The 11,890-nt window shown below is 70.9% G+C and carries 12 protein-coding genes; 5 read left to right on the plus strand and 7 right to left on the minus strand.

The genetic code is table 11. The features are described 5' to 3' along the window. Window positions 1–21: 21 nt before the first annotated feature. Complete coding sequence (locus AB7878_RS08530) at window positions 22–774, minus strand: GntR family transcriptional regulator (RefSeq protein ID WP_369493951.1); 753 nt, start codon at window positions 772–774, stop codon at window positions 22–24. Between the two features lie 214 nt (window positions 775–988). On the opposite strand from AB7878_RS08530, the gene zwf reads away from it, so the two are divergent. The 4 genes from zwf to eda all read left to right on the plus strand — a co-directional run bounded on the left by zwf (window position 989) and on the right by eda (window position 5,943). Next, a complete protein-coding gene (gene zwf, locus AB7878_RS08535) occupies window positions 989–2,452 on the plus strand; it encodes a glucose-6-phosphate dehydrogenase (RefSeq protein ID WP_369493952.1) in 1,464 nt (487 codons plus the stop codon). A 3-nt stretch (window positions 2,453–2,455) separates the two neighbouring features. Beyond that, window positions 2,456–3,160, plus strand: coding sequence for a 6-phosphogluconolactonase (pgl, locus tag AB7878_RS08540; RefSeq protein ID WP_369493953.1), 705 nt, complete (start codon window positions 2,456–2,458; stop codon window positions 3,158–3,160). A 197-nt stretch (window positions 3,161–3,357) separates the two neighbouring features. Next, a complete protein-coding gene (gene edd / locus AB7878_RS08545; RefSeq protein WP_369493954.1) occupies window positions 3,358–5,202 on the plus strand; it encodes a phosphogluconate dehydratase in 1,845 nt (614 codons plus the stop codon). Window positions 5,203–5,298: 96 nt separating this feature from the next. Then, window positions 5,299–5,943 carry a bifunctional 4-hydroxy-2-oxoglutarate aldolase/2-dehydro-3-deoxy-phosphogluconate aldolase gene (eda, locus tag AB7878_RS08550; RefSeq protein WP_369493955.1) on the plus strand — a complete coding sequence of 215 codons (645 nt, stop codon included), beginning with the start codon at window positions 5,299–5,301 and terminating at the stop codon, window positions 5,941–5,943. 12 nt (window positions 5,944–5,955) lie between these two features. Here the strand turns inward: eda and AB7878_RS08555 are convergent, their stop codons facing one another. From AB7878_RS08555 to AB7878_RS08580, 6 genes are all read right to left on the minus strand, one after another. Continuing rightward, window positions 5,956–6,837, minus strand: coding sequence for a PhzF family phenazine biosynthesis protein (locus AB7878_RS08555; protein ID WP_369493956.1), 882 nt, complete (start codon window positions 6,835–6,837; stop codon window positions 5,956–5,958). A gap of 261 nt (window positions 6,838–7,098) precedes the next feature. Continuing rightward, window positions 7,099–8,391 (minus strand): MFS transporter, encoded by a 1,293-nt coding sequence (locus tag AB7878_RS08560; protein ID WP_369493957.1) that lies wholly within the window; start codon window positions 8,389–8,391, stop codon window positions 7,099–7,101. A gap of 38 nt (window positions 8,392–8,429) precedes the next feature. Next, entirely contained in the window at window positions 8,430–9,020 is a 591-nt protein-coding gene (locus tag AB7878_RS08565) for a DUF2239 family protein (protein ID WP_369493958.1), read from the minus strand. A gap of 103 nt (window positions 9,021–9,123) precedes the next feature. Continuing rightward, window positions 9,124–9,831, minus strand: coding sequence for a hypothetical protein (locus AB7878_RS08570; RefSeq protein WP_369493959.1), 708 nt, complete (start codon window positions 9,829–9,831; stop codon window positions 9,124–9,126). Window positions 9,832–10,000: 169 nt separating this feature from the next. Continuing rightward, entirely contained in the window at window positions 10,001–10,306 is a 306-nt protein-coding gene (locus tag AB7878_RS08575) for a DUF1272 domain-containing protein (protein ID WP_369493960.1), read from the minus strand. Between the two features lie 21 nt (window positions 10,307–10,327). After that, the gene (locus AB7878_RS08580; protein ID WP_369493961.1) at window positions 10,328–10,840 is read right to left on the minus strand and encodes a GNAT family N-acetyltransferase; all 513 of its coding nucleotides are present in this window, start codon (window positions 10,838–10,840) and stop codon (window positions 10,328–10,330) included. Window positions 10,841–10,945: 105 nt separating this feature from the next. On the opposite strand from AB7878_RS08580, the gene AB7878_RS08585 reads away from it, so the two are divergent. Next, window positions 10,946–11,803, plus strand: a complete 858-nt coding sequence (locus tag AB7878_RS08585; RefSeq protein ID WP_369493962.1) for an EamA family transporter — start codon at window positions 10,946–10,948, stop codon at window positions 11,801–11,803. The last annotated feature ends 87 nt before the right edge of the window (window positions 11,804–11,890 follow it).

An 11,890-nucleotide genomic window follows, 5' to 3' on the forward strand; every position in this document is an offset into this window, starting at 1 on the left:
CGCGCGGCGCGCAACGGGGAATCAATCGGCGTGCAGCTCGGCGACGAAGTCGTAGATGTCGCCGCGGTACCAGGAGCAGGTGAACTCGACCACGCGGCCGTCGTCGAGGAAGCTGCGCCGCTCGATGTTGAGCCCGGCGCTGCCGGCGGCCACGTGCAGCAGGCGCGCGTGCTGCGCGCCCAGCGACACCGCGCGCAGGCGCTGCAGCGCGCGCTTCGGGCGGCAGCCCAGTGTCTCCAACACCTCGTACAGCGAGTCGCGCACCACCATCGGGTCGGGCAGCACGCTGGCCGGCACCACGCTGCGCTCGATCGCCAGCGGCTCGTCCTGGCCGTAGCGCACGCGGTGCAGGCGCGCCACCAGCGAGCCGGGCGACAGGTTCATCGCCATCGCCTCCTCCGGCGTCACCTCGCCCACGCTGCGCTCGAAGAACTCCGAGCGCGGGTGCAGGCCGCGGTCGCGCAGGTCCTCGGTGAAGCTGGACAGCCGCGACATCGGCTTGACGATGCGCTCGGCGATGAAAGTGCCGGCGCCATGGCGCTGGGTGAGCAGGCCTTCCTCGACCAGGCCGGCGATCGCCTTGCGCACGGTGACCCGCGACAGCTTCAGCGCCTGCGACAGGTCGCGCTCGCTGGGCAGCGCCTGGCCCGGCTCGATGTCGCGGTGCTCGACCACGTTGCGGATCGCGCGGCGCAGCCGCAGGTAGGCCAGCGGCTGGTGGCTGGTCGGGTCGCGGCAGATGCGACGGTATTCGCGGGCCAGGGCGGTTTCCATCCCGAGAAGATACCAATAGCAAACCATTGGCCGCAAGTCGTCTGGACGTCCGTTTCAGTTGAAACCAATGCAAAGGCCGTGTTTTCGCCGGATTGTCTGCATGAATGAATTCGTATGCAGACAAGTTCTTGTCCTGGTATTCCACTGGTACTATCGTTGGCAGACGGGCCGGCCACCCCCACGGCCAGCCACCCTCCCGCTTCGAGGTGCTTGCGTGACGGCTACTTTCCAGAAGGTCGACGCCTTCGACCTGGTGATCTTCGGCGGCACCGGCGATCTCGCCCTGCGCAAGCTGCTGCCCGCGCTGTTCCACCGCCATGCCGACGGCCAGATCCCGGCCGGCAGCCGCATCCTCGGCGTGGCCCGCGAGCCGCTGGACGACGCCGGCTACCGCGGCCAGCTGCGCGAGTCGCTGGCCGGCAACGGCGCCGACCCCGCCAAGCTCGACGCCTTCCTGCAGCTGGTCGGCTACCGCCCACTGGACGCACGCAAGGACGAGGGCTGGGACGCGTTCGCCGCGCTGATCGGCGAGCAGCCCGAACACATCCGCGTGTTCTACCTCTCCACCTCGCCCGAGCTGTTCGAGGACATCTGCCGCCGGCTCGGCCAGTGCGGCCTGAACGGCGAACACTCGCGCGTGGTGCTGGAAAAGCCGATCGGCCGCGACCTCGCCAGCGCGAACCGGATCAACGACGCGGTGGGCCAGGTGTTCGCCGAATCGCAGACCTATCGCATCGACCACTATCTCGGCAAGGAAACGGTGCAGAACCTGCTGGCGCTGCGCTTCGGCAACGCGCTGTTCGAGCCGCTGTGGAACGCCAGCCACATCGACCACGTGCAGATCACCGTGGCCGAGACGCTGGGCCTGGGCCGCCGCGCCGGCTACTACGACCGCGCCGGCGCGTTGCGCGACATGGTGCAGAACCACCTGCTGCAGCTGCTGTGCATGGTGGCGATGGAGCCGCCCGCCTCGCTGTCGCCCGACGCGGTGCGCGACGAGAAGCTCAAGGTGCTGCGCTCGCTCAAGCGCATCGATGAAAGCAACGCCAGCCAGCTCACCGTACGCGGCCAGTACCGCGCCGGCGTGGCCGAAGGCCAGTCGGTGCCGGGCTATCCGGACGAGCTGAACGGCGCGAAATCCGATACCGAGACCTTCGTGGCGCTGAAGGCCGAGATCGAGAACTGGCGCTGGGCCGGCGTGCCGTTCTACCTGCGCACCGGCAAGCGCCTGCCCGAGCGCGTGTCCGAGATCGTGGTGGCGTTCAAGCCGGTGCCGCACTCGATCTTCGGTACCAGTGCCGGCCCGCTGGCGCAGAACCGCCTGGTGCTGCGCCTGCAGCCGGACGAGGGCGTGAAGCTGTGGCTCACCATCAAGGATCCCGGCCCCGGCGGACTGCGCCTGCGCCACGTGCCACTGGACATGAGCTTCGCCGAGGCGTTCGGCGTTTCGCAGCCCGACGCCTACGAGCGCCTGCTGCTCGACGTGGTGCGCGGCAACCCCACCTTGTTCATGCGCCGCGATGAAGTGGAGGCGGCCTGGCGCTGGGCCGACCCCATCCTCGCCGCGTGGGCCGCCGGCGGCGAGCCGCCGCGCCCCTACGCTTCCGGCAGCTGGGGCCCCAGCGCGGCGGTGGCGCTGATCGAGCGCGACGGCCGCACCTGGCACGAAGACGAGTAAGCGATGTCGAACGTCACCACCCACAGCTTCACGAACTGCAGTGCCCAGGCCACGGCGTTGGCCGAGCGCGTCGCCGCGCAACTGCGCGAGGCGATCGCTGAGCGCGGCACAGCGGTGATCGCGGTCTCCGGCGGCAGCACGCCGAAGGATTTCTTCGCGCAGTTGTCGAAACAGGCGCTGGACTGGGCCAAGGTCACCGTCACCCTGGTCGACGAACGCTGGGTGCCGGACAGCGACGCGCGCTCCAACGCGAAGCTGGTGGAAACCACCTTGCTGCAGGGCTCCGCGGCCGCCGCCCGTTTCGTGCCGCTGTACACCGGCGCCGCCACGCCCGCGGCCGGGCTGGCCGAGGCCGAGGCGCGCATCGCCGCGCTGCCCGCGCCGTTCGACGTGGTGGTGCTGGGCATGGGCGAGGACGGTCACACCGCCTCGTTCTTCCCCGGCGGCGACCGCCTCGCCGAGGCGCTGGACCCGCAGGGCAAGGCGAAGGTGCTGACCATGCAGGCGCCCGGCGCCGGCGAGCCGCGCATCACGCTCACCCTGCCCGCGCTGCTCGCTACCCGCGCGCTGTATCTCCTGGTGAGCGGCGAGAAGAAGCGCGACCTGCTGGCGGACGTGCGGCTGGGATTGGCCGAGGCGAAGAACTATCCGGTGCGCGCTGTCGTGCAGCAGGATCGCGTGCCGCTCGCCGTGTACTGGTGTCCTTGATGTTTCTCGCAGGTATGGCGGCAAAGCAAGAGCGCCGTGCCTGATGTCAACAATGGGCTCCTGCCCATTGTTGACTCGCCTGTGCCGGGCGCAGCCCGGCGCAGGCTCCGACGGCTCAGGCGCGAAGGCGCCCGAGCCGCGGGCGGGCCATCCATGGCCCGCTGTTCGCTCCGTTTGTTGATTATCGGAACCGTGTCATGACCCTGCACCCCATCCTCGCCGAAGTCACCGCCCGCATCGCCGAGCGCAGCCGCGCCAGCCGCACCGCTTATCTCGCGCGCATCGACGCTGCGCATCGCGAAGGTCCGCATCGCGCGCGGCTTTCCTGCGGCAACCTCGCGCACGGCTTCGCCGCCTGCGGCACCGACGACAAGGCGGCGCTGCGCAGCGGCCATGCGCCGAACCTCGGCATCGTCACCGCGTACAACGACATGCTTTCGGCGCACCAGCCCTACGAGCGCTATCCCGAGCTGATCCGCCGCGTGGCACGCGAGGCCGGCGTCACCGCCCAGGTGGCGGGCGGCGTACCGGCGATGTGCGACGGCGTCACCCAGGGCCGCGCCGGCATGGAGCTGAGCCTGTTCTCGCGCGAGGTGATCGCGATGGCCACCGCGGTGGCGCTGTCGCACGACATGTTCGACGGCGCGCTGATGCTGGGCATCTGCGACAAGATCGTGCCGGGCCTGATGATAGGTGCGCTCTCCTTCGGCCACCTGCCCACCATATTCGTGCCGGCCGGGCCGATGCCCAGCGGCATCTCCAACGACGCCAAGACCGCGGTGCGCCAGCGTTACGCCGAAGGCAAGGCCACGCGCGACGAGTTGCTGGAAGCCGAGGCGGCGTCGTACCACTCGCCCGGCACCTGCACGTTCTACGGCACCGCGAACTCCAACCAGATGCTGATGGAGATCATGGGCCTGCACCTGCCGGGTTCCAGCTTCGTCAACCCGAACACGCCGCTGCGCGACGCGCTCACCGAAGCCGCGGTGCACCGCCTCGCCGAGATCGCCGCACCGGGCGAACAGCACACCCCGCTGGGCCGCATGTTCGACGAGCGCAGCGTGGTCAACGGCGTGGTCGGCCTGCACGCCACCGGCGGTTCCACCAACCATCTGCTGCACCTGGTGGCGATCGCGCACGCGGCCGGCATCGTGCTGACGCTGGAAGATTTCGACGCGCTGTCCGGCGTGGTGCCGCTGATGGCGCGCGTGTACCCGAATGGATCGGCCGACGTGAACCACTTCCACCAAGCCGGCGGCATGCCGTTCCTGATCGGCTCGCTGATCGACGCCGGCCTGCTGCACGGCGACGCGCACACGGTGTGGGGCCAGGGCCTCGACGCCTACCGCAGCCTGCCGGTGCTGGACGAGTCCGGCGAGCTGGCGTGGCAGGCGGTCACGGCGAGCGGCAACCTCGACGTGCTGCGCCCGGCCGATGCACCCTTCCGCGCCGACGGCGGCCTGCGCGTGCTCAAGGGCAACCTCGGTCGCGCGGTGATCAAGGTGTCCTCGGTGCCGGGCGACCGCCTGGTGATCGAGGCGCCCGCGGTGATCTTCCACGACCAGAACGCGGTGCAGGCCGCCTTCGACCGCGGCGAACTCAACCGCGACTTCATCGCCGTGGTGCGCTTCCAGGGGCCGAAGGCGATCGGCATGCCCGAGTTGCACAAGCTCACCCCCACGCTGGGCGTGCTGCAGGCGCGCGGGCACCGCGTGGCGCTGGTCACCGACGGACGCATGTCCGGCGCCTCCGGCAAGATTCCCGCGGCGATCCACGTCACTCCCGAGGCGGTCGACGCCGGCCCGCTGGGCAAGCTGCGCGACGGCGACCTCGTCAAGCTCGACGCCATCGCCGGCACGCTGGAGGCGAAGGTGGACCCGGCCGAATGGGCGGCGCGCGAGCAGGTGCATGCCGATCTTTCCGCCAGCCACGTGGGCATGGGCCGCGAACTGTTCGCCTCCCTGCGCAACGCGGTGGGCTCGGCCGACACCGGCGCCACCATCTTCGGCCGGCACGACCGCCACCACGCCGCCGATGCTTGAACAACACCGTAGGAGCGGCTTCAGCCGCGATTCCGTGACCGGTCGCGGCTGAAGCCGCTCCTACGACGACGCCAACCCTCTCCCGCGAGCCCACCCATGAACAGCACCGACCACAAGCAGACCGTCCTCGCCGAAATCCTCGCGCTCGCCCCGGTGGTGCCGGTGGTGATCGTCGACGAGCTGGCCCATGCCGTGCCGATGGCGCGCGCGCTGGTCGCCGGCGGCATCCGCAGCATCGAGGTGACGCTGCGCACGCCGGTGGCGCTGGACGCGATCCGCGCCATCGCCGCCGAGGTGGAAGGCGCGGTGGTGGGCGTGGGCACCGTGCTCGACGCCGCGCAGCTCGAAGCCGCGCGCCAGGCCGGCGCGCGCTTCGCGGTGTCGCCCGGCGTCTCGCCGAAACTGCTCGACGCCGCCGACGCCAGCGCGTTGCCGCTGCTGCCCGGCGTGGCCACTGCGGGCGAGGCGATGAGCCTGCTCGAACGCGGCTACAAGCACCTGAAGCTGTTTCCCGCCGTGCCCGTGGGCGGCGCGAAACTGCTGGCCGCCTGGGCCAGCCCGCTGCCGCAGATCCGCTTCTGCCCCACCGGCGGCATCAGCCTCGCCAGCGCGCCGGATTTCCTCGCCCTGCCCAACGTGGCCTGCGTGGGCGGCTCCTGGCTCACGCCCAAGGACAAGCTGCAGGCCGGCGACTGGGCCGGCATCGAACTGCTGGCGCGCGAGGCGGCGGCGCTGCGCTGACGCGGCTCCGCTTCAATAGCGGAAACTGCCCTCGATCACGGTGACGCAGGCGCCGCCGATCCAGATGCGGCCGTCTCCGTCGTGCTCGATCGCCACGCGACCGTCGCGCTGCAGCGCCGTGCCCTGGCGCACCGAATAGCTTGCCGCGGGACGCCTGCCCTGCGCGTCCAGCAGGCAGGCCAGGGCGGCATTGGCGCTGCCGGTGACGGGATCTTCGCCCACGCCGAAACTGCCTCCGGTCATCAGGCAGCGCAGCTCGAAGTCGGTCGGGCCGCCGGCGGCGTGCGGCCCGTAGATGGCCAGCCCGTCGGTGCCGGCGGCCCGCGTCACCGGCGCGAGCGCCGCGATGTCCGGCTGCAGGGCCAGGCAGTCGGCGGCCGATTGCATGCGCACCATCAGCCACGGAGCACCGTTGTCGACGGTGCAGGGTGGCGCGGCGAAATCGATCGCATCGCTGTGCAACGCACGCGCCAACTCGGCATGCCCAGCCACCGGCGACGGCGTGATGCGCGCGGGTGGCGCGGCGAAAGCCCAGCAGCCGTCATCGCGCTCGCTCAGCTCGATCAGGCCCACGCCGCATTGCTGCACCAGCCGACCCGGACGGCGCGGCCGATAGCCGCTTTCGCGCAGCGCATGCGCCGTGCCCAGGGTGGGATGCCCCGCGAACGGCAGCTCGCCGCCGGTGGTGAAGATGCGCACGCGGTAGTCCGCATCCGGATCATCCGGTTGCAGCAGGAAGGTGGTTTCCGACAGGTTGGTCCAGCGCGCGATGGCCTGCATCCGCGCGGTGTCGAGGCCGTCGGCGTCGAACACCACGGCCAGCGGGTTGCCCTTGAACGGCACGGCGCTGAACACGTCGACCTGGCGAAAACGAACGGTGTGCGTGGCGTTCATCGGACAACCCGTCTCCTCACCTGATCAGCAACGGTGCTCTGCCAGCAGCCCAACCGACCAAAGTCCGACAGGCTGCCGGGAACCCCGCTCATGCTGAGCGTAGCTTGCGATAGCAAGCGAAGTCGAAGCACTCGCAGCGCGCCGCCCTTCGACTTCGGCCTTGCCGGCCTACGCTCAGGGTGAACGGTGGGAGTATCGGCTGAACTTTGTCGCCAATCAGTCCCCCCAAACATGCGCTGCCACTCGGCTGGACGATGCCTGTCACTCTGTTGCCGGCACGCGCAACGGCGTGCCGATCGCGCGCAACGCCGGGCTGCTCATGCAGGTCAACGCGATCGCCGTGAGCGCGAGTCCCGCGGCCGCAAACATCGCGGGCAGTGACACCAGCTTCAGCAGGCTGCCGGCGAGCGCCGCCGACAACGGCCCCAGGCCCATGAAGGCGAACATCAGCACGCTCATCGTGCGACCCATCATCGCCGGCGGCACGCGCCGCTGGATCCAGCTGACGACGGCGATCTGCGCGATGCCGGCGAGCAGGCCCGTGGTGGCCAGCAGGGCCGCGCCCATCACGGTGGAGTGATCGAAGGCCAGCGCGGCCAGCGCCAGGCCGGCGAGGCTGTCGATGCACAGGATCATCAGGCCCAATTGTCCGCGTGCGATTCGGCTGACCCAGCCGGACAGGAAACCGCCGACCAGCATGCCGCCGCCGTTCGCGGTCATCAGGATGCCGAGCGACGCGGCGCCGTGGTCCAGCCGCGTGTCGGCCAGCACCGGCAAGCCCACCTGCAGCGGGCCGCCCACGAACACCGACACCACCGCCACGTAGAGCACGAAAGCGCGCAGCGGCAAGTCGGCCCAGATCGCGCGCAGGCCGCCCAGCACGTTCGCGAGCACGTGGCCTTCGATGACGCGTGCATGCACGTCGTCGCGCTGGCGGATCAGCAGCAGCGAGGCCAGCGACACGAGGAAGCTCGCGGTATCGACGGCGAACGCCATGCCGAGCCCGCCGGCGTCCACCACGCCATGTGCCGTGGCAGGCGCGGCGCCGGCGCCGATTACCAGGCCGGCCAGGCCCGGCCCCACGAACAGGCTCAACTGGCGCGCACCCATCATCAGCGCATTCGCCGATGGCAGCAGCTGCGGCGGCAACAAGCTGGGCAGCAGCGCGGAACCGGCCGGGTAGGCGAACGCGGTGGACAGGCCGATGCCCAGCGCCAGCGCGTAGACCACGGGCATGCGGATCGCGCCGGCGAAAACCAGCAGCGTCAACATGCCGATCAGCACGGCATTGATCGCGCGCGCCCACAGCAGCACGCGGCGCGGCGAGAGCCGGTCCACCACCGCGCCGCCGATCAGCATGAAGGCCGCACGCGGCAGCGCCATCGCCGCCAGCACCAGGCCCAGCGCGGCCGGGCTCCCGGTGAGCTTGAGCACCAGCCACGGCAACGCGACCAGGGTGAACTGGTCGCCCAGCGCGGAGATCGAGCTGCCGGCGAACAGCAGGCGGAAGTCGCGATGGGCGAGCGGCGAAGCTTGGGGAGTCGCGGAGGACATGGGGGATTCCGATGGGTCGATGCGTTGCGCGGGCGGTTTCAGCCCGCCTCGGCCTGCGCATCGCGGGCGATCGCGGCGAGGCGGCGGGCGTGCTCGCGCACGTCCTTCGGCCAGCCGCGGGTATGGCGGTTGAAAGCGTCGCGGTCGCCGCGCCACAGCGCACGCGAGGCTTCCTCGTAGCCGGCGAGGTCGCCCGCTACCACGCGCATGAAGCGGTCGGCGGCTTCGCCGGCGAGGCGGGCGCGATCCTTCGCACTGCTGTGGCGGCGGGCATCCTCCACCAGCTTGCGCAAGGTAACTGAGGCGCCCCCGGGCTGGCTGTTGAGCCAATACCAGTGGCGCGGCAGCAAGGTCACCTCGCGCGCCACCACGCCGAGCCGGGGGCGGCCGGCGCCGCGCGGCGCAGCGGCATCCGGCGCAGGGCTCAGGCGCGCCAGCACCTCGTCCGCGCGGCCGCGGAAGTCGATTTCCACCGGCTGGCCGGTGGCGTCGTCGAGGATCAGCGGCGTGCGCGCGGGGTGCTTGTCGAGCAGGCGCTTCACCGCCACCGCCACCACGGCGAGCGCACCGGAGGCGATCAAGGTGTGGCCGTCGAAGGCGGTGCAGCTGGGGCTGTCGTGCGGATGCATGGCGGACTGCCGTCTGGGTCGGTCGCCTATTTTGCCCGGGTCAAATGTGTTGTCAATACTACCCGGATAAAATATGCACCCGTCCACACGGTGACGGCTGCGCTCAATGCGCGCCGACGACCTGCCGCGGGCGGTAGAAGTTGTACATCGCGGCGCCCGGTTTCAGCGGGTCGGGGCAGCCGTAGCGCGCGGCGATGGCGACCATCCGCGCGTCGGCGGCGTCGACGTGGCGATCAATACGCTCCTGCACCGACATCGCCTGCTGGCGCTCGAGCTGGAGGCAGTGCGGATCGACGGCGCCGGTGATGCGGCCGATGATGCGCACCACGCCGGCCAGCCCCTGCATGCGCGGATCGGCCATGCGGAAGGTCGGCATGCCGCGGATCGGCGCGCCGCTGCCCGGCACGCGCACGTTCTGCTGGCCGTAGTCCGGGCCGGTGAAGCGTCCGCCGCCGGTCACGAAGTCCGGTGGGGCGGTGGCGACCAGGCTGTCGGCGGCGCGCGGCATGACCGGCGATATCGGCGCTGCCGCCTGTGCCGTCGGCAGGGCGGGCAAGGCCACGGGCGGCGGCCGATGTGCCTGCGGCACGGGACGCGGCGACGCGGGTTGCGGCGGCGCGACCGGCTCGGTCCGCACCGGCAGCATACGGACGAACAGTGCATCCGGCGCTTCGGTTGATGTTTCCTGCGCCGGCCAGCGCCATCCCGGCGACGGCGCGAGCAGGAAGGCGAGGAAACCCAGGTGGATCAGCAGCACCGCCGCCAGCGTGGCGATGTGCGTCCAGCGCAGGCGCCGCCGGACGGGTGTCACGCGTTCTGCCGATGCCTTCCGTCCGATCACGCGGCGAGCTTCCTTCCCGATCGTGCGACGGCGAACGGCGCACAGGCCTGGACGATGACAGGCCATGCGCCGATTGGTTCCGCACGGGCCGCGGCCGCCGGATCGGCATCCGGAGAACCGGGACGGACTTCGCGCCCGATCAGCGCCGTTCGGGCGGCAGCTCGCGCAGGCGCGCGGCGAAGCCATCGTGCGCCACGAGATCCACCGGCTTGAACACGCGCTTGTCGCCGGCCGGCTGGCGGCCGAGGAACACGCCGCTTCTCCACTCCCGCGCGGGACGGATCGGCCGCGGCACGAAGCCGCCACCGCAGTTCGGGCAGACGTCGTGCAGGCGCGCCACGCAGTCGCGGCAAAACGTGCACTCGTACGAACAGATCATCGCGTCCGTCGAATCGGGCGGCAGCGGCTTGTCGCAGTGTTCGCAGGTGGGGCGCAGTTCCAGCATGCGGAGTTCTCCGGTGAAGGCTCAGGGATCGAAGCGCAACTGCATGTGTTCCTCGTCGTGGAACACGCCGGCTATCCGCAACGCCTGCGGCTGCACGCCCCAGCACGTGAAGCCCATCGCGCGGTACAGCGCCTTCGCCGCCATGTTCGTGGCATTGACGCTGAGCCCGAGCTGGCGGACGCCGTCGATGGCGCGCGCATGCGCAATCACCGCCCGCAGCAGGGCGGCGCCGCAACCGCGCCGGCGATACGCCGGCGCCACGTACATGCCCGCCAGCTCGGCGCAGTGGCGCAACTTTGCCCGTTGCGGATGGAGCAGGGCCACGAAGCCGGCCAGTTCGCCGTCGACGAAGATGCCCAGCGTGCAGACCGAGCCGTCCGCGGCGGGCACGATGCGCGTCACCACCTCGTCTAGGCTGCGGTTCGCCTCGTCCTCGACGCTGGCGCTGAACGCCTGCGGGCTGTCGCGCAATGCCTGCAGGCGCAGCGCCTGATAGGCGGGTGCGTCGTGGCGGCCGAGCAAGCGGATTTCCATGTGGTCGTCACCTGCCGTTGCGTGGAGCGGCCATGCTTCCACGCGGCGGCGGCCGCGGCAATCGATCGGCTAAGCTCGCGATCCTTCCGTCACGGGAACCGTTCGATGATCTACGTGCTGGCGAGCGCGATCTGCAGCGTGCTGGTGTCGGTGCTGCTGAAGCTGGCGCGACGCTACGGGCTGGACATCGGCCAGGCGGTGGCGTGGAACTACGTGGCGGCAGGCGCGCTCGCCGCGCTGCTGCTGCCCGCCCCGCTGGCGCCACTGCGCCAGGCGGGCGCGCCGTGGTTCGCGCTGCTGGGGCTGGGCGTGTTGCTGCCCCTGATCTTTCTCGCGCTGGGCGCCTCGGTACGGCATGCGGGCATCGTGCGTTCGGACGCGGCGCAGCGGCTATCGCTGCTGCTCTCGCTGCTGGCGGCGTTCCTGCTGTTCGGCGAGCGGCTGGATGCGACCAAGGCGCTGGGTTGCGTGCTGGGCCTCGCCGCGCTGCTCGGCATGGTGTGGCGATCGGAACGCGGCCACGATGCAAACGCTTCGGCGCGCTGGCTGTGGCCGCTCGTGGTGTTCGCCGGCTTCGGTGCGATCGACGTGCTGTTCAAGCGCGTGGCCGCGGCGCACGTGCCGCTGGGCACGTCGCTGGTCGCGATGTTCGCGCTGGCGCTGGTGGTGGCGTTCGCGCTGGCGGCGTGGCGGGCGGTGCGCAGCGGTGCGCGCTTCCGCCTGCGCAACGCGCTTGGCGGCCTGCTGCTGGGCCTCTTCAACTTCGGCAACATCCTGTTCTACCTGCGCGCGCACCGCGCGCTGCCGCAGCATCCGGCGCTGGTGTTCGCCAGCATGAACCTGGGCGTGGTGGTGCTGGGCGCGCTGACCGGCGTGCTGCTGTTCCGCGAACAGCTGAGCCGCATCAACCTCGCCGGGCTGGGGCTGGCACTGCTGGCGATCGCCTTGCTGGCCTGGGCCTGAGCGCAAGGTATTGCCGTAACGGCAGTGACTTCCGGGGCATGCACGGGCGGGCATGCGGTTCCATGCTGGCCGCTTCCCGAGGCGCCG

It is taken from the genome of Rhodanobacter humi (assembly GCF_041107455.1).
Classification (GTDB): domain Bacteria; phylum Pseudomonadota; class Gammaproteobacteria; order Xanthomonadales; family Rhodanobacteraceae; genus Rhodanobacter_A.

Coding starts and splice junctions, on each gene's coding strand:
- AB7878_RS08530 (WP_369493951.1), bottom strand. CDS start 774: ATGGAAACCGCCCTGGCCCGCGAATACCGTCGCATCTGCCGCGACCCG.
- pgl (WP_369493953.1), top strand. CDS start 2,456: ATGTCGAACGTCACCACCCACAGCTTCACGAACTGCAGTGCCCAGGCC.
- edd (WP_369493954.1), top strand. CDS start 3,358: ATGACCCTGCACCCCATCCTCGCCGAAGTCACCGCCCGCATCGCCGAG.
- eda (WP_369493955.1), top strand. CDS start 5,299: ATGAACAGCACCGACCACAAGCAGACCGTCCTCGCCGAAATCCTCGCG.
- AB7878_RS08555 (WP_369493956.1), bottom strand. CDS start 6,837: ATGAACGCCACGCACACCGTTCGTTTTCGCCAGGTCGACGTGTTCAGC.
- AB7878_RS08560 (WP_369493957.1), bottom strand. CDS start 8,391: ATGTCCTCCGCGACTCCCCAAGCTTCGCCGCTCGCCCATCGCGACTTC.
- AB7878_RS08565 (WP_369493958.1), bottom strand. CDS start 9,020: ATGCATCCGCACGACAGCCCCAGCTGCACCGCCTTCGACGGCCACACC.
- AB7878_RS08575 (WP_369493960.1), bottom strand. CDS start 10,306: ATGCTGGAACTGCGCCCCACCTGCGAACACTGCGACAAGCCGCTGCCG.
- AB7878_RS08580 (WP_369493961.1), bottom strand. CDS start 10,840: ATGGAAATCCGCTTGCTCGGCCGCCACGACGCACCCGCCTATCAGGCG.
- AB7878_RS08585 (WP_369493962.1), top strand. CDS start 10,946: ATGATCTACGTGCTGGCGAGCGCGATCTGCAGCGTGCTGGTGTCGGTG.